At 61.0% G+C, this 21,664-nt stretch carries 19 protein-coding genes; 2 read left to right on the top strand and 17 right to left on the bottom strand.

What is annotated here, in order from left to right; translation table 11 throughout:
• Positions 1-86: 86 nt before the first annotated feature.
• The 12 genes from ATN84_RS09500 to ATN84_RS09445 form a co-directional block, all read right to left on the bottom strand.
• Positions 87-740, bottom strand: coding sequence for a protein-L-isoaspartate(D-aspartate) O-methyltransferase (locus ATN84_RS09500; protein ID WP_068881419.1), 654 nt, complete (start codon positions 738-740; stop codon positions 87-89).
• Complete coding sequence (gene surE, locus ATN84_RS09495; RefSeq protein ID WP_068881418.1) at positions 737-1,507, bottom strand: 5'/3'-nucleotidase SurE; 771 nt, start codon at positions 1,505-1,507, stop codon at positions 737-739. The genes ATN84_RS09500 and surE overlap by 4 nt, the downstream gene beginning before the upstream one ends.
• A gap of 34 nt (positions 1,508-1,541) precedes the next feature.
• Positions 1,542-2,825: a serine--tRNA ligase gene (gene serS, locus ATN84_RS09490; protein WP_068881956.1), complete on the bottom strand. Its 1,284-nt coding sequence runs from the start codon at positions 2,823-2,825 to the stop codon at positions 1,542-1,544.
• 81 nt (positions 2,826-2,906) lie between these two features.
• Positions 2,907-3,734 (bottom strand): twin-arginine translocase subunit TatC, encoded by an 828-nt coding sequence (tatC, locus tag ATN84_RS09485; RefSeq protein WP_068881417.1) that lies wholly within the window; start codon positions 3,732-3,734, stop codon positions 2,907-2,909.
• Entirely contained in the window at positions 3,731-4,282 is a 552-nt protein-coding gene (gene tatB, locus ATN84_RS09480; RefSeq protein ID WP_068881416.1) for a Sec-independent protein translocase protein TatB, read from the bottom strand. The genes tatC and tatB overlap by 4 nt, the downstream gene beginning before the upstream one ends.
• A 59-nt stretch (positions 4,283-4,341) precedes the next feature.
• Positions 4,342-4,563: a twin-arginine translocase TatA/TatE family subunit gene (locus tag ATN84_RS09475; RefSeq protein WP_068881415.1), complete on the bottom strand. Its 222-nt coding sequence runs from the start codon at positions 4,561-4,563 to the stop codon at positions 4,342-4,344.
• Positions 4,564-4,722: 159 nt separating this feature from the next.
• Complete coding sequence (scpB, locus tag ATN84_RS09470) at positions 4,723-5,454, bottom strand: SMC-Scp complex subunit ScpB (protein WP_068881414.1); 732 nt, start codon at positions 5,452-5,454, stop codon at positions 4,723-4,725.
• Positions 5,447-6,253, bottom strand: coding sequence for a segregation and condensation protein A (locus tag ATN84_RS09465; protein WP_068881955.1), 807 nt, complete (start codon positions 6,251-6,253; stop codon positions 5,447-5,449). Before ATN84_RS09465 ends, scpB begins: the two co-directional genes overlap by 8 nt.
• 70 nt (positions 6,254-6,323) lie before the next feature.
• The gene (gene nagZ / locus ATN84_RS09460; protein ID WP_068881954.1) at positions 6,324-7,343 is read right to left on the bottom strand and encodes a beta-N-acetylhexosaminidase; all 1,020 of its coding nucleotides are present in this window, start codon (positions 7,341-7,343) and stop codon (positions 6,324-6,326) included.
• Between the two features lie 121 nt (positions 7,344-7,464).
• Positions 7,465-10,080, bottom strand: coding sequence for an SPOR domain-containing protein (locus ATN84_RS09455; protein WP_068881413.1), 2,616 nt, complete (start codon positions 10,078-10,080; stop codon positions 7,465-7,467).
• A 194-nt stretch (positions 10,081-10,274) separates the two neighbouring features.
• Positions 10,275-12,032 (bottom strand): arginine--tRNA ligase, encoded by a 1,758-nt coding sequence (gene argS, locus ATN84_RS09450; protein ID WP_068881412.1) that lies wholly within the window; start codon positions 12,030-12,032, stop codon positions 10,275-10,277.
• Positions 12,033-12,062: 30 nt separating this feature from the next.
• Positions 12,063-13,265 carry a deoxyguanosinetriphosphate triphosphohydrolase gene (locus ATN84_RS09445; protein WP_068881411.1) on the bottom strand — a complete coding sequence of 401 codons (1,203 nt, stop codon included), beginning with the start codon at positions 13,263-13,265 and terminating at the stop codon, positions 12,063-12,065.
• Positions 13,266-13,410: 145 nt separating this feature from the next.
• Here ATN84_RS09445 and erpA point away from each other — a divergent pair, with 145 nt between their 5' ends.
• Entirely contained in the window at positions 13,411-13,737 is a 327-nt protein-coding gene (erpA, locus tag ATN84_RS09440) for an iron-sulfur cluster insertion protein ErpA (RefSeq protein ID WP_153020197.1), read from the top strand.
• Between the two features lie 66 nt (positions 13,738-13,803).
• Positions 13,804-14,586: an exodeoxyribonuclease III gene (gene xth / locus ATN84_RS09435; protein WP_068881952.1), complete on the top strand. Its 783-nt coding sequence runs from the start codon at positions 13,804-13,806 to the stop codon at positions 14,584-14,586.
• A 281-nt stretch (positions 14,587-14,867) separates the two neighbouring features.
• On the opposite strand, the gene ATN84_RS09430 is transcribed toward xth, so the two are convergent.
• The 5 genes from ATN84_RS09430 to ATN84_RS28010 all read right to left on the bottom strand — a co-directional run bounded on the left by ATN84_RS09430 (position 14,868) and on the right by ATN84_RS28010 (position 21,604).
• On the bottom strand, positions 14,868-15,662 hold the full coding sequence (locus ATN84_RS09430) for a tetratricopeptide repeat protein (RefSeq protein ID WP_068881410.1): 795 nt from the start codon (positions 15,660-15,662) through the stop codon (positions 14,868-14,870).
• A complete protein-coding gene (locus tag ATN84_RS26830; protein ID WP_153020181.1) occupies positions 15,662-15,892 on the bottom strand; it encodes a hypothetical protein in 231 nt (76 codons plus the stop codon). Before ATN84_RS26830 ends, ATN84_RS09430 begins: the two co-directional genes overlap by 1 nt.
• A gap of 299 nt (positions 15,893-16,191) precedes the next feature.
• Positions 16,192-17,568, bottom strand: coding sequence for an OmpP1/FadL family transporter (locus ATN84_RS09425; protein ID WP_425287389.1), 1,377 nt, complete (start codon positions 17,566-17,568; stop codon positions 16,192-16,194).
• 221 nt (positions 17,569-17,789) lie between these two features.
• A complete protein-coding gene (locus ATN84_RS09420) occupies positions 17,790-20,522 on the bottom strand; it encodes a valine--tRNA ligase (protein WP_068881409.1) in 2,733 nt (910 codons plus the stop codon).
• A 230-nt stretch (positions 20,523-20,752) separates the two neighbouring features.
• Positions 20,753-21,604 (bottom strand): PopZ family protein, encoded by an 852-nt coding sequence (locus ATN84_RS28010; RefSeq protein WP_425287388.1) that lies wholly within the window; start codon positions 21,602-21,604, stop codon positions 20,753-20,755.
• Between the last annotated feature and the right edge of the window lie 60 nt (positions 21,605-21,664).

Below are 21,664 nucleotides of genomic sequence, written 5' to 3'. Positions count from 1 at the left end.
GAATTAAAGCGCGTTAATCTTACTTGCTGGTTAAAATGGTCGAAATTTATCGGGAAGATTCACCAAACGGATACCATAAGGCAAAATCACAGGACCGAAGCCACGCCTTCGATAAAGGGCTGGTAGCGCACGAGCATCAGATCCTCGCGTTCGAAACGGCTGCCGATCTTGGCCAGACGGCAAATCACCTGCTGCCCATCCGTCGGTCCGATCGGCGCGATCATCACGCCGTTGCTGGCAAGCAGATCGACGAAATGGCGCGGCATGCTCTCGAAAGCCGGCCAGACGATGATCCTGTCGAACGGCCCGCCGCCGGGTGGGCCATGCCGCCCGTCGGCCTGCAAGACGGTGACATTCTCGATCTTGAGCGCCTGCAGACGCTGCCGCGCCTGGTCGACGAGCGTGCGGTAGCGGTCGATCGTCGTCACACGGCCGCCGAGACGGCCCATGATGCAGGCGGTGAAGCCTGAGCCGGCGCCGATTTCCAGCACACGATGCCCCTCCTCGACATTGAGCGCCGAGATCATCCGGGCCTGATCGTCCAATCCTTCGATATATTCGCCGCAATCGAGCGGAATCGTGCGGTTCTTATAGGCGACATCCGCCCACAGGCCGTTGACGAAACCGCGCCGTGGCGTCGCCTCGATGGCGCTGAAAAGACGCGGATCGTTCATCCCGCGCCCACGCATCCTGAGCACGAAGGCGGCGAAATCCTCCCGCTCCGAGAGTTTTGGCGTCATAGGGCTTCAGCACCCAGCACGTCGGCGAGAGCCGCCCGGCTCCTGTGCGCGGTGAGATCGAGCTGCAGCGGCGTGACCGAGATGGCATCCGCTCGGATCGCCGCCACATCGCTATCGGCGGCGACATCCGCCTTGCCGCGACCGAAGCGCAGCCAGAAATAAGGAAAGCCGCGCGCGTCCCGGCGCTCGTCTATCGAGGCCTCATGCGAAAGCTTGCCCTGAACCGTCACCCGCGTCCCCGTCACCGCAGCCGGCGCGCAATTGGGGAAATTGACATTCAGGAGCACGCCTTTCGAAATATCCGCCTTGATCAATTGCCTGATGAGATCGGGCGCGCAGGTCTCGGCTGTTTCCCAAGGGACGATGCGGTTGCCGTCCTCGAACTCATATTCCTGGGAAAGCGCAATAGAGCGGATGCCGAGAAGCGTGCCCTCGATCGCGCCGGCCACCGTGCCGGAATAGGTCACGTCATCGGCGATATTGGCGCCGGAATTGACGCCGGACAGCACGAGGTCGGGCGGCTCGGGCAGGATCCTGCGCACGCCCATGATGACGCAATCGGTCGGCGTGCCGCGCAGCGCATAGTGACGATCATCGATCTTGCGCAGGCGCAGCGGCTCCGAAAGGGTCAGGGAATGCGCAAGCCCGCTCTGGTCCGTCTCCGGCGCGACCACCCAGATATCGTCCGAAAGCTGCCTTGCGATCCGCTCCAGGACCGCCAGCCCTTCCGCGTGAATTCCATCGTCATTGGTCAGGAGAATGCGCAAGTTTTCGTTCCTTCCTGTGGCGTTTACACGGCCTTCATTCAGGCTTTTCGATTTTGGTGAGACCGCCCATGTAAGGAAGAAGAACTTCAGGAATGGTTACGCTGCCGTCCTCCTCCTGATAGTTTTCGATGACGGCGATCAGCGCCCGCCCCACCGCCACGCCGGAGCCGTTGAGCGTGTGGACGAAGCGCGTCGCCTTGGAGCCTTCCGGGCGGTAGCGCGCATTCATGCGTCGTCCCTGGAAATCGCCACAGACCGAGCAGCTCGAAATCTCGCGATAGGTGTTCTGCCCCGGCAGCCAGACCTCGATGTCATAGGTCTTCTGCGCGCCGAAGCCCATGTCGCCGGTGCAAAGCACCACGGTGCGGAACGGCAGGCCGAGACGCTTCAGCACCTCTTCGGCGCAGGCGGTCATGCGCTCATGCTCGGCGAGCGAACTTTCGGCATCGGTGATCGACACCATCTCGACCTTCATGAACTGATGCTGGCGCAGCATGCCACGCGTATCCCGCCCGGCGGAGCCCGCTTCCGAGCGGAAGCACGGCGTCAGCGCCGTCATGCGGATCGGCAGGTCCTTCAGATCAAGGATTTCCTCGCGCACCAGATTGGTCAGCGGCACCTCGGCGGTGGGAATGAGCCAACGCCCGTCGGATGTGCGGAACAGATCGTCGGCGAATTTCGGCAATTGCCCCGTACCGAACATGGTGGCGTCATTGACGAGCAGCGGCGGCTGCACCTCCATATAGCCATGCTCCGACGTATGCAGGTCGAGCATGAACTGGCCGAGGGCGCGTTCGAGCCGCGCAAGCTGGCTCTTGAGCACCGTGAAGCGGCTGCCTGAAAGCTTGGCGGCGCGCTCGAAATCCATAAACCCAAGCGCTTCGCCGATCTCGAAATGCTCCTTCGGCTGGAAGCTGAAATTGCGCTGGTTGCCGACGCGCCTCGCCTCGACATTGTCAGCCTCGTCCTTGCCAACGGGCACATCATCGAGCGGCACGTTCGGGATGACGCCGAGCGCATCCGCCAGTTCCTTGTCAAGACGGCGCTCCTCGCCCTCCGCTTCCTGCAGGAAGGTCTTGAGCTCAGCCACCTCGGCCTTCAGCTTCTCGGCCGTGGCGGCATCCTTCTCGGCCATCGCCTTGCCGATTTCCTTCGAAGCCGCATTGCGGCGCTCCTGCGCCTCCTGCACCCGGCCGACATGCTGGCGCCGCTTTTCATCAAGCGCGATCAGCCCGGAAGACAAGGGCTCCATGCCGCGTTTGGCAAGGGCGTCGTCGAACGCTTCGGGGTTTTCGCGTATCCATTTGATGTCAAGCATGGGACTGGCCGTAGGAAATGAATTGAACATGGGACGGACGCCGACAAGCCGGCGCCCAAGACTGCGACAGCGGACGAAAAATCAGGACGCGGAGGAGATATTGCCCGCCGAGTTCTTCTCGGCTTCCGCAAGTGCCCGCTTCCGCTCGATCATCCGTGCCGCCCAGATGGAAATCTCGTAGAGAAGGATGGTCGGCAAGGCAAGACCGATCTGGCTAACCGGGTCGGGCGGCGTCAGCACCGCCGCCACGACAAAGGCGATGACGATGGCGTATTTGCGCTTCTCCTTCAGCGTTTCCGCGCTGAGAAGCCCTGCCCGTGCCAGAAGCGAGGTGACGACGGGAAGCTGGAAGACGAGCCCGAAGGCGAAGATCAGCGTCATCACCAGGCTCAGATATTCCGACACCTTCGGCAGCAGCGATATCTGCACCTCGCCAGCCCCGCCCGTTTGCTGCATGGCGAGGAAGAACCACATCACCATCGGCGTGAAGAAGCAGTAGACCAGCGCACCGCCCAGGAGGAACAGCAGCGGTGACGCAACCAGAAACGGCAGGAAGGCCATACGCTCGTGCTTGTAGAGCCCCGGCGCAACGAATTTATAGATCTGCGACGCGATCACGGGAAAAGCCAGGACCAGCCCGCCGAACATCGCGACCTTGACCTGCGTGAAGAAGAATTCCTGCGGAGCCGTATAGATGAGCTCGGCCTTGGAACGGTCCATACCGGCCCAGTCGAGCGCCCATTGATAGGGGATGACCAGAAAATTGAAGAGCTGCTTGGCGAAGGCGAAGCAAAGCACGAACGCGACGAAGAACGCCAGGATCGCCCAGATCAACCGGCGGCGCAATTCGATCAGATGGTCGAGCAGCGGTGCCGAGCTCTGCTCGATTTCGTCGTCTTCGCTGGTCACGCTTTCGATCCTGTATCGGCTGCTTTTGTCTTCGCTTTCACGCTTTTCGCCCGGGATTTTTCCGCCGGCTTGGCTGATGCTTTTGTCAAAGCACTGGAAGTTTTGACGGAATCAGACGCCTTTTTTGTCGTTCTTTTCGGCTTTTCCGTCACCGCTACGGCATTGGCCGCCATCTCGGCCGGCGCATCGACCGAGGGCACCGGCTCGGGCGGAGGCGGCGGAACGGGCGTCGCCGCCGCAGGCGTCACGGCGCTCTTGTTAAGGCTCGAGCGCAAATCCTCCCCGGCGGAGCGGAGCGGATCGAACACTTTCTTGATATCGCTTCGCGGATCGAGACGGCGGGCGTCGTCGACGATGTTCTTCACATCGTCGAGTTCGGCCTCCCTGAGCGCATCATCAAACTGACGGCGAAACTCGTTCGCCGTCTTGCGCATCCTGCTCGTTGCCTGACCGAACGCCCTGAGCATTCTCGGCAGGTCTTTCGGTCCGACGACCACGATCAGAATAACCGCGATCACCAGTATCTCGGACCAGCCGATATCAAGCATGATAGATGAACTCCATACGCATCAGATGCCTCGCGACATCCGCAGCAGCGGCATAAGCGTCAGGACTTCGAGGTCTTCTTTGCAGAAGAGACCGGCGTGTCCGGATTGTTGTCGATGGTCTTTGCCGCCTCGACCTGTTCCTCGTCGTCAGACATGCCCTTCTTGAAGTTCTTGATACCCTTGGCGACATCGCCCATCAGCTCGGGGATCTTGCCGCGGCCGAACAGCAGCAGCACCACGGCAAGCACGATCAGCCAGTGCCAGATTGAAAAACTACCCATAACTTTCCTCTTGTTGCCGGATCGCGAGAAGCGAGACCCAAACCCCTTTTGCGTGATTTAAGCGCTTTCTCCGCATCTTTCAAACGGAACTATACCCCGACCGGCAATATGCGGGAATTTTTTTCGGGACCTTGCGTCAGATTGCCCGGGGAGCGCGCCTCAATCCTGCTCCACCCGGGGCGTCAGCAGGCCCAGTTCCTCCAGATCGATATCAGTCAGCGGGTCCTCGTCCTCGGTCAGTTCGTCGGGATCAACCGAGGGCACGGGAATGGAGAAATGCGTCGGCATGCGTGCCGAAAGCAGCCCCGCCCCGCGCAACTCCTCCACGCCGGGCAGATCGCGGATATCGGGCAAGCCGAAATGGTCGAGGAAGCTTTCCGTCGTACCGTAGGTTACGGGACGGCCCGGCGTGCGACGACGGCCGCGCATCTTGATCCATCCCGTTTCCATCAGGACATCGATCGTGCCTTTCGACGTTTCCACGCCGCGAATGTCTTCGAGTTCCGCGCGGGTCACCGGCTGGTGATAGGCGATGATGGCAAGAACTTCCAGCGCCGCCCGCGACAGCTTCCTCTGTTGCACCGCCTCGCGGCTCATCAAGAAGGTCAGGTCCGCCGCCGTCCGGAAGGCCCAGGCATCGCCTGCGCGCACCAGATTGACGCCACGCCGCTGGTAGTCCACCTGCAGCGCCTTGAGCACCTCCGAGACATCGACATTGGACGGCAGCCGTTCGGCCAGCGCCCGCTCCGAGACGGGATCCGCCGATGCGAAAATCAGCGCCTCGGCCATCCGCATGGCCTCCCTCAGCGCCAGCCGCTCAGCAGAGCTCTCCCTGTCCCCGGCCTCGGCAGCGGGGAACGATACGATCCTGGCTTTGCCTGTTTCAGACATCGCTTGCTTCCTCTTCGACCGCCGGGGCATCGCCGCGCTTCGCGCGCATGTAAAGCGGCTTAAAGGGCGATTCCTGGCGGATTTCGAGCTTCCCTTCCCGCACGAGCTCGAGACTGGCGGCAAAGGAGCTGGCAAGAGCTGTCGCGCGGTCGCGCGGCGACGGAATGAAGGCGATCAGGAAATGATCGAGCGCGGTCCAGTCGCTCATGTCGCCCATCAGCCGCGTCAGGATAGAGCGCGCTTCCTTCAACGACCAGACGCTGCGCTGCGCGATCTCGACATGGCTGACGGCCTGCCGCTGGCGCTGCGTCGCATAGGCGGTCAGAAGATCGTAGAGCGAGGCGGAAAACTGGTTGGTCTTTTCCACCACCACCATTTCCGGCATGCCCCGGGAGAAAACGTCGCGTCCCAGCCGGTTGCGGTTGACGAGCTTGACCGCCGCATCCCGCATCGCCTCCAGCCGCTTCAGCCGAAATTGCAGGACCGCCGCCAGCTCCTCGCCCGTCTCGCCATCTTCTCCCGGCGATTTCGGGATCAGCAGCTTGGATTTGAGATAGGCGAGCCATGCCGCCATGACCAGATAATCCGCCGCTAGCTCCAACCGTAAGGCGCGGGCCTGCTCGATGAACAGAAGATATTGCTCGGCAAGCGCCAGAACCGATATACGCGCCAGGTCGACACGCTGATTGCGCGCCAGATGAAGCAGGAGATCGAGCGGGCCTTCGAAACCCTGCACGTCGATGACCAGCGCCGGTTCGCCGGCGGCACGCTCGGCATCGGTCTGCCAGAGCGCGTCCATCGGCGTCGCCGCATCATCCCTGTCAGTGATCTTCGCGCCCGTCGCTGCCAAACGCCATCATCCCTTGCACTTACGCCACCGCCTCGAAATAGCGCTGGAACTCCTCGCGTATCTCCGCCTCGTCCGAGAGATCAGGCTCACCGGCGAAAACCTCCGCTATCTCAGCCCGCTTCTTCGCCTTGTCCGCAAGGATGGGCGCATGCGCCGCCACCTTGGACAATTCGCCCATGACGCCATTGCAGTGAAGCACGACATCACAGCCTGCGGCAAAGATTGCATCGGTCAAATCCCCGAAATCCCCAGAAAGTGCCTTCATGGAGATGTCGTCGCTCATCAAGAGCCCGTCGAAGCCGATGAAGTCCCTTATGATCGTCTCCACCACGGTCGGCGACAGGGTTGCGGGGCGGGCTGGATCGATGGACGTGAAGACCACATGCGCCGTCATTGCCGCCGGCAGGTCCGAGAGCGCCTTGAACGGCAGGAAATCGCGTGTTTCGAGGTCGCAGAGCGGCGCATCGACCCTGGCCAGCTCCTTATGCGTATCGGCGAAGGCCCGGCCATGTCCGGGAATATGCTTCATGACAGGGAGGACGCCGCCGGAAAGCAGCCCCTCGGCGGCAGCGCGCCCCATTTCGGCGACAGTTTGCGGATCCTTGGCGTAGGCTCGCGTGCCGATCACGTCGTTCGCTCCCTCCACCGGAACATCGAGCACCGGCAGGCAGTCGGCGTTGATGCCGAGCTTCAGGAGATCGAAGGCATGGAGCCGCGACATCAGCCAGGCGGCGCGAAGCCCTGCCTCCCGATCCCTCGTGTAAAGCGCGCCGAGAGCCGATGCGGGCGGATAGTCGGGCGCAAGCGGCGGACGCAGGCGCTGCACACGCCCGCCCTCCTGGTCGATGAAGACGGGCGTCGTTGGACGCCCCGTCAGATCGCGCATATGCGCGTTGAGGTCCGAGACCTGCTCTGCTTCGCTGATATTGCGCGCAAACAGAATGAAGCCCCAAGGCCGCTCATTGCGGATGATGGCGATCTCGTCCGCCGTCAGAACCTGGCCGGATACGCCCGCAATCAGTGCTTTTGATTCGCTCATGATCAAACTCTAGTGGGAAAAATTTGGAATCGTAGGGTTTTCGTCACGTAAAGCTCCACCAAGTGGAACGGCAAAGGGCGGCTTATCCGCCGCCCTTTGCATTTCAGGAATGAAGCGCTCGTCACTGCGTCACGAAGCAGCTGCCGCCGGCCGCCTTATACCGGGTGCAGAGATCGACGGCATCACTCTTGGAGCCGGCATTGATGCGGACCCGGTAATAGGTGCCCTTGCCGGCGATGTCGGCGCGTCGGATATCGACACCATGCCCGCCAATGATATTGGCGTAGCGCCGGGCCAGATTGGTATAGCTCTGCTGGGCCGCTTCCGGCGAAGGCTGCGATGCGATCTGGATCGCGTAGCCGCCCGCCCCTGCCGCCGCCGTCGTTGCGGCATTCGCCGCCGATGCGACCTGCGTGTTCTGAGCGGATGCCTTGGGCGTGCTGTCGACGATCGTCACCGGCTGCTCGGCCGGACGGGACGGCACCACCGGCACATTCCGCGGCTTGGCGGGAACACTGTCCGGCGTGAACGTCTGCGTATTCACCACCCGCGCCGGTGCGTTTGCGGCAGGCTGCGTATTGGCGGACGGCGCCAAGGTCTCCTGCGCCGTGATCGCTCCCGTCTGTTCGGACGCGTCCGCTGCGGGAGGCCCAGCGGCATCCGCCGGCGCGGCCACCTGTGTTTCAGCCGCCGGTCGGACCTGCGGCGTCGCAACATCGCTGGTTGCCGGAGCAGCGGGCGACGGTGTCGACGCAACGATCGTGCCGTCAGGCCTGACAACCATCGTCTGCACGCGGCGCGGAACGATCGTCGGATTGGCCACCGAAGCGTCGGAGATCGCGGCCTCCACGGAAGAGGGTTCGATACGGTCGTTCACCGCCGTATCCACATCATCGACGCTGCCGCCGTCATCCTCTGCCATGCCGATATCGACGGGCTTTTCCTCGCTGGAGACGAGTGTCTTCTGCTCGGGGGCTTCCGGAGCCAGGCCCGCCACCCGGTCATAGACGGCCTTGTCCTGGTTCGGCACCGTGTTGCCACCAGGATTTTCCGGCTGCACCTTGATCGGCTGACTGTCGGCCTGGATGACGACGGGCGCCCCGTCTCCACCGCCGGACGAAAGCCCGTAATAGCCGAGGGCGCCGATCAGCACTGCTGCGCCGGCAGCCGATGCCAACATCAAGCTGCGCCGGTTGCGGGCAGGTTGGCGCTCGTCGGCATCCGCCGGTATGTCCAGTTCATCGGCCGATTGCGGATCATAGGCGAAATCCTCCGCCCTCTGCCCCGCATTGGCCCAGTGATTGTAATAATCGTTCTGCGTGCCTGAAGGCGTCGAACCGGAAGCCGGCTGCGACGCCATATAGCCGCCGATCGCCGCCGCAGCGGCTCCGGGTACATAGGCCGCGGGAGAAGCCGCCTGCGACTGCGCGCCATAGGCCGCATAAGAGTCGTTGAAAATATCGTCGAATGCGCTGTCGGACGAAGCACCGACCTCCGGCTGCACCGGCTGATCCTCCACCTCGATCGAGGCGAAGACTTCCGCAAACTCATTCTCAAGAGCGCTCAGGCCGCTGTTCGACGCAGGCTCGGAATCATATTCCACCTCCGGCAGGTCGAGCGCATCCGTTTGATCGACCCTGGATTCGGAGACCGTGACTGTTTCCACCTCCGGCGCTGGGCCGGCAGATTCGATTCTGTAACCCGAATGCCCTGAATAGACCGCCGCTTGCGCCGGCTGGGCGACAGCAATCTCGGGCGCGTCATCGACCTCGGCCTCGGCATACTGGCCGTCATCCTCGGCGCCGAAGAAATCCTCGTCGAGTTGCGGCTCCTCGCCATCCCAGGCATTGGGGGCAGCTTCAGCCACCGGCGCCGCAGGCTCCGCATAAGCGGCGGCTTGCACGGCCGGCTGAACCTCCCGTGCCCCGGCAGGGGAAGCAGGTGAAGAATAAAGCTGTGCCGGGTAATAAGGGTAACGAGCCACAGCGGGCTCCGCCTGGGCCGCCGCATATTGCGGCGAGGCATCCTGTTGTGGCGAAACATCCTGCGAAGGCCCGGAATCGTCGCCCCCACCGATGAGCAGCATCTCCAGCTCCTCTTCCAGGCTGGGCGCTGGAATATAGCTTGCCGCCTGCACCGGCTCCGGTTCGCTATCCACCGGCTCATAGGCAGGCTCATAGACGGTCGGATCGTAGCCGCCATTCCCCTGCGCATCCTGATCGCCGGGATATTCTTCGGGATCGAGCGCCGGCGCGGAGGCCAGGGCGTAGGGTTCACCCTCACCCGCGGAATGAGCGGCTTGCGGTGCCGGGTCAAAAGTATCGTCCAGGGAGAACTCTTCCGGGTCCTCCGCATCGCCCCCGTTTATCGACAGGGCCAGTTCGCTCTCCAGCGAAGCGGAAAAATCGAAATCGCCGTCATAAGGCTGGGCGTCGGAAGAGAACGTCTGCGCCTCCTCCGCCTGGGGCGGCACATCCCAGCCATGCGCTACTGCCGGCTGATAGCCGATCTGGGTTTCCGGCTGGGCTTCGGCCCGATCTTCGGAATGAAGCTCCGCCTCGAGACCGCCGATCAGTTCCTGTTCGAGATCGAAGGAAAGATCGTCCGCCGCCTGTTGCGAAGCAGCGTCCTCTACCGGCTCGTCGAAGCCGATGATCCGTGACAGCTCCATCAGCGGATCGTCTTCCTGCGAAGGACGACCTCCGTGATCACGGTATTTGAAATTGCTGTCCGTCATGGCGTGTTCCTGTACTCATACTCGGGGCGCCAGCCGACGTCACCCATCATTGGCGATTACCAGCGCAATGTGGGCAAAAGTTGACAGTAATTTCCAGCGCTTTTCAGAGCATGATCCCGAAAAGTAGCAGACTTTTCAGATAAGATCATGCGACCAAAATAACTTGGAACAGGATACTTGAAGATTGTCCTGTTCTAGCGCATTTCCGTCGGGGCGTCCGCTCCGATAATCGACAATCCGGACGCCAGGACATCGGAAACGACCTGCACCAGCCCTAGCCTGGCAAGAGACAAGTCTGGATCGTTAACCTTAATAAAACGTAAGTCCGGATTCTCGGTTCCCTTGTTCCACTGTGCATGGAAGGCGCTGGCTAGGTCGTAGAGGTAGAATGCGAGCCTGTGCGGCTCCTGATGCAGCGCCGCCGCCTCGATAAGGCGCGGATATTCCGCAAGCTTGCGCACGAGCGCGATTTCGCTCTCGTCGGTGAGCTTGTCCAGATGCCTGGCCAGCGTCTCCCGGTCGAGATCGGTGAACCCGCCCTGCTCCTTCGCCTGCCGGAAGACCGAATGGCAGCGCGCTGAGGCATATTGCACATAGAACACCGGATTGTCCTTGGAGTGCTCCGTCACCTTCGCGAAGTCGAAATCGAGTGGCGCGTCGTTCTTGCGGTAGAGCATCATGAAGCGGACGGGATCGCGCCCGACCTCGTCGACCACGTCGCGCAGCGTCACGAACTCGCCCGACCGTTTCGACATGCGCACCGGTTCCCCCGCCCGGAAGAGCCGGACGAGCTGGCACAGGATCGCCGTGAACTCCGCCTTGCCGCCCGAAACGGCCCGCGCCACGGCTTCCAGCCGCTTGACATAGCCGCCATGATCGGCGCCGAGCACATAGATCATCTCCTCGAAGCCGCGATCGTATTTGTTCTTGAAATAGGCGACATCGGCCGCGAAATAGGTGAACGAGCCGTCGGATTTCATCAGCGGACGGTCCATGTCGTCGCCCACATCGGTGGAGCGGAACAGGGTCTGTTCGCGATCTTCCCAATCGTCCGGCAACTGCCCCTTCGGCGGCGGCAGCTTGCCCTTGTAGACATGCCCCTTCAGCGTCAAATCATTGATCGCCGAGCGGATCGCCCGCGCATTCTCGGCATGCAGCGAACGCTCGGAGAAGAACACATCGTGATGCACGTTCAGCGCGTCGAGATCGGCCCGGATCATCGCCATCATGGCGTCGATGGTGCGGTCCTTGATGATGGCGAGCGCCTCTTCCTCGGGCATCTGCAGCAATTGCCGGCCATATTCGGACGCCAGCGCCTCGCCCACGGGAACGAGATAGTCGCCGGGATAAAGACCTGACGGGATTTCCCCGATCTCGTCACCCAGTGCCTCGCGATAACGCAGCATCACCGAGCGCGCCAGAACGTCGATCTGCGCCCCAGCGTCGTTGATGTAATATTCTTTGGTGACGTCGTAGCCCGCGAATTTCAGGAGATTGGCGAGCGCATCGCCCACCACGGCGCCCCGGCAATGGCCGACATGCATCGGTCCGGTCGGGTTGGCCGAGACATATTCGACATTGACCTTGCGTCCCGCCCCGAGCGCCGAGCGGCCGTAATCGGTGCCTGATTCAATCATTCCGGCCAGTTCCCGGTGCCAGTAGCTGTCCTTGAGCTGCAGGTTGATGAAGCCGGGACCAGCGACATTGACCGAGGCCACGTCCGCATCCGCCTCCAGCGCCGCGGCGATGCGCGCGGCGAGCTCGCGCGGCGCCTCGCCGACCGCCTTGGAAAGCACCATCGCCGCATTGGTCGCGATATCGCCGTGGGAGGGATCGCGGGGCGGCTCCACGCTGACACGTGACAAATCGGGCGCATCGCCGTCTTTTGTTTTCAAATCAATGCTCTGCAGCGTCTTTTTGATGCGCGCGTCGAAATCTGCGAAGATATTCATGATTATTCTCGGTTTGAAGTTGCGCCCGGCTTAATTCAATTCGGGTGTATGGTCAAACAGGCGCCTGTGCTCGCGGATGGCATAATTGTCGGTCATACCAGCGAGGAAGTCGGCGATGCGGCGGGCCTGGACCGCTATCCCGCATGCCTCAAGCCCCTCATGCCACTCCCCGGGCATGCTGCCGGGATCGTTCATATAGGCGTCGAAGAGGTCGCGCACGATCCGCTCCGCCGATTGCCTGACCACGATGACCTTTTCGTGAAAATAGAGGTTCTTGTAGAGAAAACGCTTCAGCGTTTTCTCAGCCTCGCGCATGGCGGGAGAAAATGTCACCATGGTCGCATCGGCCGCGCGCACTTCCTCGACCGAGGCCGGATGGATGGCGGCAATGTTGATCTGCGCCTGGGTGATGACATCTTCCACCATGATGGTGATCTGCCGGCGCACCAGTTCATGCCCGGTCCGCACGGGATCGAGCGACGGATAGCGGTGGCGAACCTCATCCAGCAATTGCCGCGTCAAGGGCACCTCATCCAGGATCGGCAGCGTCAGAAGGCCCGAGCGCAGCCCATCATCGATATCATGCGCGTTATAGGCGATATCATCGGCAATCGCCGCACATTGCGCCTCAAGGCTGGCGAAGCGCGCAAGTTCCAGATCATGCTGCGCACTGTAATCGAGGATCGGCTGCGGCACCGGCTCACCCTTCGATTTCGCGCCGGTCAGCGGACCATTGTGCTTGACCAGCCCCTCCAGCGTCTCCCAGGTGAGATTCAGGCCGTCGAATTCCGCATAGCGCCGTTCGAGCTTGGTGACGATGCGTAGCGATTGAGCATTGTGGTCGAAACCACAGAAATCCTTCATCTTTTCGTTAAGCGCATCCTCGCCGGTGTGGCCGAATGGCGTGTGCCCGAAATCGTGCACCAGCGCGATCGCCTCCGCCAGGTCCTCATCCAGCCGCAGGGCGCGTGCCAGCGCGCGGGCGATCTGCGCCACCTCGATCGTATGTGTCAGCCGTGTCCTGTAATGATCGCCCTCATGCGCGATGAAGACCTGGGTCTTGTGCTTGAGGCGACGAAAGGCGTTGGAATGGATGATGCGGTCGCGGTCGCGCTGGAAGGGTGTGCGTGTCGGGCTTTCGCTCTCGAGAAAGAGACGCCCGCGGCTTTTCGCGGGATCACAGGCATAGACCGCCCTCTCCCGGTAGCCGAAACCGATACCCTGCAACGTCATTGTATCACCGTAATATGATTACAAGCGCATCTCGGCCGCATTGACTTCGCGCCCGCCAATTCATAGCTATGCATTGAGCTAATTCATAGCCGGGGACAAGGTCTTTCCCGGCGGAATTGATCCAATGGATGCGATCATGAGCGAAATGACGGGCGTTACCGTATCCGATGCCGCTGCAAAGCGCATCGCTGCCATCCTGAAGTCCGAACCCGGCAAGACCGCGCTTCGCGTTTCGGTCGAGGGCGGCGGCTGCTCGGGTTTTTCCTATAAATATGATCTCGTCGAGACGGAAGCCGAGGACGATATCATCATCGAGAAGCATGGCGCACGTGTCCTCATCGATACCGTCTCCCTGCCCTATATGGACGGCTCCGAGATCGATTTCGTCGACGACCTGATGGGCCAGTCCTTCCAGATCAGGAATCCCCACGCGGTGGCTTCCTGCGGCTGCGGCACCAGCTTTTCCATCTGACATCAATCCGGGGACAGCGCCATCCGGCTCTTGCCCACGAGCGCCCGACGGCTTATGCCTGACGGCATGAAGATCGCCACCTGGAACATCAACGGCATCAAGGCCCGCATCGACAATCTTTTGCCCTGGCTGAAGGAGTCAGACCCGGATGTCGTCTGTCTCCAGGAGATCAAATCGGTCGATGAGCAGTTTCCACGGCTGGAGATCGAGGCGCTGGGCTATCATGTGGAGACCCACGGCCAGAAGGGCTTCAACGGCGTCGCCATCCTTTCCAAGAATACGCCCGATGACGTCTCGCGCGGTTTGCCCGGAGAGGAGACCGACGAGCAGGCCCGCTTCATCGAGGCCGTGTTTTCGCGCGCCACCGGCGTCGTCCGCGTCGTCTCGCTCTATCTGCCGAACGGCAATCCGGTAAACACGGAGAAATATCTCTATAAGCTTGCCTGGATGGAAAGGTTGGAACGCTGGACCGAGCGCCGCCTCGCGCTGGAAGAGCCGCTGGTGCTTGCAGGCGATTACAATGTGATCCCGCAGCCGGAAGACGCCAAGCAGCCCGAAAACTGGCTCAACGACGCTCTTTTCCTGCCCGCCACCCGGCAAGCATTCCGCAGGCTGGAAAATCTTGGGCTCAGCGACGCCATCCGCTCGGTTAGCGACGCGCCGGGCCTTTATTCGTTCTGGGACTATCAGGCGGGCGCCTGGCAGAAGAACAACGGCATTCGCATCGATCATCTGATGCTCTCGCCGGAAGCCGCCGGCCACCTCGTTTCCGCCAGTATCGAGAAACATGTGCGGGCCTGGGAAAAGCCGTCCGACCACGTGCCGGTGACGATCGAACTCGCGCTTTAGAGCGGTACATTTTGAGTTGGAACGCGACACTTTATTGAAGTGTCTTCGAGCATGATGCCGGAATTACGAAGTGTTTTTCCGTACGGACCGTTCAGGCATGGATCCCGGCGGCGAGCCCGAGGATGACGGGCTGGAGAGGTTTTTGCCTAATCCCAACGTTGACGATTGGCGGAGACATCCCTGCAATCGTCATTCCTGGGGCTCGACCCGAGGGTCCACTCCGGAACACTGCCACTCCGCCGGCCGTCGGATACTATCGGTTCCGCCAGGAGTGCCGTGGACTAAAAATCCCCCGTCCGCACGATATCGCCGGCCAGCGAAATCGCGGTGCGCCGGTCTGCCTCGCCGGCCACCGAGAAGGCCTGCTCCTGCAGATTGCGGATCCAGTCACAATCTTTATCCGAGCAACGCTTGAAAGCGGCGGTGAGCATCGCGAGCCCCCGCACGGTCTTGCCTGCCTGGAACAGCATGTTGCCGAGCATGGCCTGGGCGTTCACATTGCCCTTCTGGGCGGCGAGCCGGAACCAGCGAGCGGCCTGGACAGGGTTGCGCGCGCCGCCCTCGCCTTTCAGGAGCATCCTGCCCAACTCGTACTGTGCCGCAGGATCGCCGAAATTCGAGGCGGCCTGGACATAGAGATCGCGCGCGACATTCGGATTGGCTTGAACGGGCGATCCCGGAATGCCGCGCTTCACATAACCGGCCAGTGCGACGAGTGCGTCAGCGACATAGCTTTCGTTCTGCGAGCCGGGCTCGGCCCCGTCGCGTACGATCTTCTCGAAGATCTGATAAGCCTCGAAATCGTTCTCCTTAACGCCGTCGCCGTCGGCATACATGCGCGCAAGCTTCCATTTGGCGCCCGGATGCCCCATCTCCGCAGCGTAGCGCAAGGCTTTGAGCGCCTCGTCCTTATGACCGTTCTTATAGGCGGAAAAGCCGAACTTGAAGAGTTCGAAGGGGTTGCGGCTCCTCTCAGCATCGTCAGCCACGTCGAAGGCATAGGCATGTCCGCACATGACGGCCAGCGTCATGGCAAGCCCGAATACCGGATAGGTTATGTGCTTAACGACTCGCATCACGAAGCTATTTCTTTCACACCGGCAAATACCATTTCGGCCGAACGGGCACCGGTTCCCGAGGGTTGGCTGCCGCTTGAGAAAACATGCCCCGCATTTTCGGCAAGAGTACGGCTGAGACGAAGCCCCACTCCGCGCCCCGCGACGGCACCACGTCCCCACATCCGCCCGATCCGGATCGGATCAGGTCGAAACAACGGATTCTCCTTGGAAAGGACCAGCCTGTTCATTCCTGCTCCATGCCCCCACATACCAGTATATCTGCCGGCCAGGACCACTGTCCTTGCACCTATCGCGGCCGCGCTCTTCTCGGGTGCTCCGGGTTTGTGGCGGGAAATGGGCAAAATCAGCCGTGCACCCTGCTGTTCCATTTCATCGTGAAGAGACTGTTGCTGAATCGTCACAAAATTGGGAGCCCAATTTGATCCACAAATAATAGCGCATACCGGAAACTCCCCTTACCCAAGTGCCCCAAAAGAAAAGCCCAGCAAAAAGCCGGGCTCTTCCAGATCGATATCAGGAAACCGCCCTAGAATTTCAGCTTGGCCGAAATCGAAAGCGCGCCGACAAAATCATCGTCGAAATCGGCGACGTAACCGGCCAGACCACTGGTCCGCCTGTTGTCCATGGTACCCGACGTGAGCAAGCCGACGACTCCGGCAAGGCGGACCTCGAAGCGCTCATTCGGTGAATAAACGGTGCCGAGCCCGAGCGTCCAGACATCAGTCTGGGAAGTCAGGCCTGTCGTTGTGGCACGATCCCAGGTCAGGCTCGACGCCACCGACCATTGATCGTTGAGCTTGTGCGCCACGCCGCCGGAAATGGTCCATCCATCTTGATAATAGAGATCAAGGCCGGTAATCCGCGCGCCCACGGGGATCAGGCCCGCAGCCGTATTGTAAAACGGAATATCTTTCACAATTGACCAGTTGGTCCACTTGACCGAACCGAAAGCCAGCCAATTCGGAGCAATACCGGTCTGGAATTTGACTTCGACCGAATCTGGAACTTCCGCCTCGCCTTCGACAGGAATAACAGGGACCGTCTGTGAAAAAAGTCCCGTGATCGTTCCTTCCAGATTATATTTCACCCGAGACTGATAGACGACCGAAGCACGCAGTGCGTATTCCGGAATCTCGTACGCCGCACCAAGACGCCAGCCCCAGCTCTTGTCCTCGACATTGAGATAACCTGTGCGGAAGCCCTCTAGCCTTCCCAGCGGGTTGTCCGGAAACCCGCGCGGCAGGAAGCGGGACTGATAGCCCTCGACCTCCTGATAGGAAACGCCGCCCAGGATGCGGAAATAGCCCTTTTCGCCGGCCACGAACCGATAAGAACAGTTGAGACCATAATCGCGCGAGGTGATCTCCTGCTCGATCGCGACATACATCGCCGCCGTGTCCGTGCCGACATCCGTATGGATGCCGATCGGCTCGCGATATTGCGCGGCGCAGGCCAGATCGTCGTTCAGATCGACTTTGGCGGAGAATTTCGGAACCGCGTAGTCGACGGCTTCGTCGACGCTGGTTTTGTAAGGGCGGCCCGTCCTGGGATTGATGCCGCCGGTCGCGGTCCCCACCGCAGACCCGCGAATATTCCTCAGTTTGCGCTGCGGCATGACAAAGGTCACGCCCGATTCAATTCTGGTGCCTGGCTCGAACAAGATATCGAAATCCTGTGAGCTGCGCTCAAGTCCCCCGGCCTGCGCGCTTCCGATGGCCCCGGCCGCGATAAGAGCGGCCCCGACGATCGTTTTTGTTGTTCCCCTGATCATTTGTCCTCCCCAAATCAAGAATGGAATAAATTTTGACGCAAACGTAACATGAAAGTGATGTCCGACAAGTGCCCCGTGGATGTCCCGCCGATCGGCAGAAACGCGCCGGCCCGAAAATTGATCATTTTTCACTTAGCGTGATAATTTATAAGAGGATTCTGCAGCAAAGCGAGCGCGAAAACGGCCATTTTCAGAGGTTTTCAGCTAATAGAGAGCCTCTGTTGCCAAGGCGCAACAATGGCTAAAAATTGTCGAAACGGTGATCGGAGAAGTCTGCCGGTGCCATGAAAATTACGGCCCGACACATGGTCGGGCCGGCTTTCGGAAATTCGAATCAAGAAGCGGGATGATGATCATCCCGCGCTTTCGATACGCTTCAGCGCGACGGAGATTTTCTCCGCCGCCTCGCGGAATTCGTTCAGCTTTTCGCGCTCTGCCTCCACGACCTCCTCGCGCGCATTGGCGACGAATTTCTCGTTTGCGAGCTTTTTTTCGATGCGCTCGATCTCGCCGGCAATCTTGGCCGCCTCCTTGGTGAGCCTTGCCGCTTCTGCCTTGATATCGATCAAATTGCCCAGCGGCAGGCAGACCGTCGCCTCGCCAATGACGATCTGCGCCGATGCCTTCGGCGCTTCCGCGGCAAAGCCGATCGATTCCACCCGCGCCAAGCGCTTGATCGCCGCATCATGGCGTTCGAACCGGTCTCTCGTCGCATCATTGGCGTCGAGCACGGCGAGCGGCGCCAGCGCCGCAGGCGGCACGTTCATCTCCGCACGCACCGAGCGGATGCCGGTGACGAGCTCGATCAGCCAGTTGATATCGGCGGCCGCATCGCTGTCCTCGAAATCGAGTACCGGCCATTCGGCATGGGTGAGCAGCGTCGAACGTGTCTTCCTTTCGCCTGCCGTGTGCGCCCACAGCTCTTCCGTCATGAACGGCATGAAGGGATGAAGCAGCTTGTATATTTCGTCGAGGCAATAGGCAGCGCAGGCCTGCGCTTCCTTCTTGGCGGCCTCATCCTCACCCATGAAGATTGGTTTCAAGAGTTCCAGATACCAGTCGCAGAACTGATTCCAGACGAATCTGTAAGCCGCACCCGCCGCTTCGTTGAACTTATAGGCCGTGATGCCATCGGTGATGGCCCGCGCCGCTCGCGTCAGCTCCGTCAGGATCCAGCGGTTGACGGCAAGCTTCGCGTTCGCGGGATCAAAGCCGTCGTCGCGCGCCACGCCATTCATCTCGGCAAAACGCGTTGCGTTCCAGAGCTTGGTGCCGAAATTGCGATAGCCGGCGATGCGCGCCGGATCGAGCTTCACGTCGCGCCCCTGCGCCGCCATGATAGCGAGGGTGAAACGCAGCGCGTCCGCCCCATATTCGTCGATCAGGCCCAGAGGATCGATGACGTTGCCCTTTGACTTCGACATCTTGGCGCCGTTCTTGTCGCGCACCAGCGCATGGACATAAACGGTGTGGAACGGCTCCTCATCCATGAAGTGCAGCCCCATCATCATCATCCGGGCAACCCAGAAGAAGATGATGTCGAAACCGGTGACGAGGACGTCCGTCTGATAATAGGTGGCGAGTTCCGGCGTCTTGTCCGGCCAGCCAAGCGTCGAGAACGGCCACAGCGCCGAGGAGAACCAGGTGTCGAGCACATCGGGATCGCGCTGCAGTTCGGTCGGCTTGCCATAATGGGCAGCCGCGGCGGCAAGCGCTTTCTCCTCGCTCTTTTCGACAAAGATTGTGCCATCAGGCCCGTACCAAGCCGGAATTTGGTGCCCCCACCAGAGCTGGCGCGAGATGCACCAGGGCTGGATGTTCTCCATCCAGTCGAAATAGGTCTTCTCCCAGTTCTTCGGCACGAAATTCGTACGTCCCTCGCGAACGCTGGCGATCGCCGGCTTGGCGAGCTCGGCCGCGTTTACATACCACTGGTCTGTCAGGAAAGGCTCGATCGGGACACCGCCGCGATCGCCATGCGGCACCGTATGGGTGTGGTCCTCGATCTTTTCAAGATAGCCGCCCTCTTCCATCATCTCGACAATGCGCTTGCGCGCAGCGAAACGGTCGAGACCGTCGAGATCGTGGATCAGCTGATCGAGATGACTCGATTTCTCCAGACCTTCCAGGAAGTCCTTGTTATTCCTGAGGGTTATTGCCGCCTCAACGGTGAGGATATTGATCTGCGGAAGATCGTGGCGCCGGCCGACCTCGAAATCGTTGAAGTCGTGGGCGGGCGTGATCTTGACGGCGCCCGAACCGGCTTCCGGGTCGGCGTAATCGTCGGCGACGATCGGGATATGGCGGCTGACCAGCGGCAAAACGACATCATTGCCGACCAGCGCGTGGTAGCGCGGGTCGTTCGGATTGACCGCCACACCGCTATCGCCGAGCATGGTTTCAGGCCGGGTCGTGGCCACGACGATATAGGTGTGCGGATTCTCCGGGTCGAACGGCACGTTCTCCAGAGGATAACGGAAATGCCAGAGATGCCCCTTGATCTCGCGCTGCTCGACTTCAAGATCGGAAATCGCCGTGAGCAGCTTGGGATCCCAGTTCACAAGGCGCTTGTCCTTGTAGATCAGCCCTTCCTTGTAAAGCGTGACGAAGACCTCCAGAACCGCCTTCGACAACCCCTCATCCATGGTGAAGCGTTCGCGCGACCAGTCGCATGACGCGCCCAAGCGGCGAAGCTGGTTGGAGATCATACCACCGGATTCGGCTTTCCACTGCCAGATACGCTCGACGAATTTTTCGCGGCCCATGAGATGGCGGTTCGGCTCCTGCCGCTCCATGAGCTGGCGCTCGACCACCATCTGCGTGGCGATGCCGGCATGGTCCATGCCGGGTTGCCACAGGACATTCTTGCCCCGCATACGCTCGAACCGGACAAGAATGTCCTGAATTGTATTATTGAGCGCATGGCCCATATGCAGCGAACCGGTCACGTTCGGCGGCGGAATGACGATCGAGAACGGATCGGCGCCCGGCTTCGCTCCAGCTCCGGCCTTGAAGGCGCCTACCTTCTCCCAGAGTTCGGCGATCTTCGGCTCGGTGGCCGCGGCGTCGTATGTCTTCTCAAGCATGAAAATGTCCGTCAGGGCTGTTTAAGCGGGCGTTAACAATCACTTTAAAGGTGATGCAGGCCTCCTAAAATCATTTTTGCAGGGATTATGAAAGGGAAAATACGTCGAAAACGAAAGGGAGTAAGGGAATAGGGAAATAAGGGAGTATGCTTGCGAGCGAAACATACTCCCCTATTCACTTATTCCCTTACTCCCCCTCAGAGCGAAGCGAAGCAGAACGAATGGCGTGACTACTCCCGCCCGGCGCGCACCACGCGCTCGATTTCCTCGCGCACCAGTCGCTCGACGAGGCCGGGAAGATTGTTGTCGAGCCACTCCTGCAGCATGGGACGCAGCATTTCTTCCGCCATCTCGTCGAAGGAACGGCGCTGCTCGGCACGCATTACGGCCGAAAGATCCTCGAAGGCGGCGGCCACCTGCCGTCCTGTGGCCTGCGATATAATCGGACTTGCCGGCGCAACAGCCGGCCGTGGCGCATCGCCTCGCGCGGCATCCGGATTGCCAGTGACCGCATCGGGTTGAGGCGCCTGCGCCGTTGGATTCGCGGGCGCTTCGGCCGACACAGGCCCCACGTCATCCCCTGCAGTCTCATGCGCCCGGCCCGTTACAGCCGTTGCGGGCTGGAGATCGTCATTGCTGGCGTCGAGGATGGGCTCATAATCATCATCGGCATCGTCGGCCGCATCGCTGTCCGCACCAGCTGCCTCGAACCGGGGCTGAACGCCCGCCGGCGCGTCGGCGCGCTCATCTTTCGGCTGATGCACGGCATCGCGGCCCACGCTCGACGTCGCACCATCCCGGCCCTGCGGTTCGAGGGATCCGCGCAGGCCGATCCGCGCCGCAAGCGCCTGCATTGCGTCTTCCGCCTGGCGCGCACCACGGTCCTCCTGCGCCTTGTCAGCTTCGAGGCTGGATTTTGCCGGCTCCACCGGCTTCAGCACGGGCTCCGGATCGCGGCGGAATTCGGCGATCTCGCCGCGCACCGGCGCCGCATGGGGACGCTCAGGCTTGGGCGGCACGCTCTGCCGCACCACGTCACTGTCCTCGATGATCCGACGGATGGAAGCAAGGATCTCTTCCATGGAAGGCTCACGCGCCGCGCTCGATGTCTGTGCCATAGTCCTGTGCCGCTTGTCTTTCTC

This window comes from Paramesorhizobium deserti, from assembly GCF_001558695.1.
GTDB lineage: Bacteria > Pseudomonadota > Alphaproteobacteria > Rhizobiales > Rhizobiaceae > Paramesorhizobium > Paramesorhizobium deserti.
This window is presented reverse-complemented; position numbering and strand designations above follow the sequence as displayed.

Coding starts and splice junctions, on each gene's coding strand:
- ATN84_RS09500 (WP_068881419.1), bottom strand. CDS start 740: ATGACGCCAAAACTCTCGGAGCGGGAGGATTTCGCCGCCTTCGTGCTC.
- serS (WP_068881956.1), bottom strand. CDS start 2,825: ATGCTTGACATCAAATGGATACGCGAAAACCCCGAAGCGTTCGACGAC.
- tatB (WP_068881416.1), bottom strand. CDS start 4,282: ATGCTTGATATCGGCTGGTCCGAGATACTGGTGATCGCGGTTATTCTG.
- ATN84_RS09475 (WP_068881415.1), bottom strand. CDS start 4,563: ATGGGTAGTTTTTCAATCTGGCACTGGCTGATCGTGCTTGCCGTGGTG.
- scpB (WP_068881414.1), bottom strand. CDS start 5,454: ATGTCTGAAACAGGCAAAGCCAGGATCGTATCGTTCCCCGCTGCCGAG.
- ATN84_RS09465 (WP_068881955.1), bottom strand. CDS start 6,253: ATGGACGCGCTCTGGCAGACCGATGCCGAGCGTGCCGCCGGCGAACCG.
- nagZ (WP_068881954.1), bottom strand. CDS start 7,343: ATGAGCGAATCAAAAGCACTGATTGCGGGCGTATCCGGCCAGGTTCTG.
- ATN84_RS09455 (WP_068881413.1), bottom strand. CDS start 10,080: ATGACGGACAGCAATTTCAAATACCGTGATCACGGAGGTCGTCCTTCG.
- argS (WP_068881412.1), bottom strand. CDS start 12,032: ATGAATATCTTCGCAGATTTCGACGCGCGCATCAAAAAGACGCTGCAG.
- ATN84_RS09445 (WP_068881411.1), bottom strand. CDS start 13,265: ATGACGTTGCAGGGTATCGGTTTCGGCTACCGGGAGAGGGCGGTCTAT.
- erpA (WP_153020197.1), top strand. CDS start 13,411: ATGACGGGCGTTACCGTATCCGATGCCGCTGCAAAGCGCATCGCTGCC.
- xth (WP_068881952.1), top strand. CDS start 13,804: ATGAAGATCGCCACCTGGAACATCAACGGCATCAAGGCCCGCATCGAC.
- ATN84_RS09430 (WP_068881410.1), bottom strand. CDS start 15,662: ATGCGAGTCGTTAAGCACATAACCTATCCGGTATTCGGGCTTGCCATG.
- ATN84_RS26830 (WP_153020181.1), bottom strand. CDS start 15,892: ATGAACAGGCTGGTCCTTTCCAAGGAGAATCCGTTGTTTCGACCTGAT.
- ATN84_RS09420 (WP_068881409.1), bottom strand. CDS start 20,522: ATGCTTGAGAAGACATACGACGCCGCGGCCACCGAGCCGAAGATCGCC.
- ATN84_RS28010 (WP_425287388.1), bottom strand. CDS start 21,604: ATGGAAGAGATCCTTGCTTCCATCCGTCGGATCATCGAGGACAGTGAC.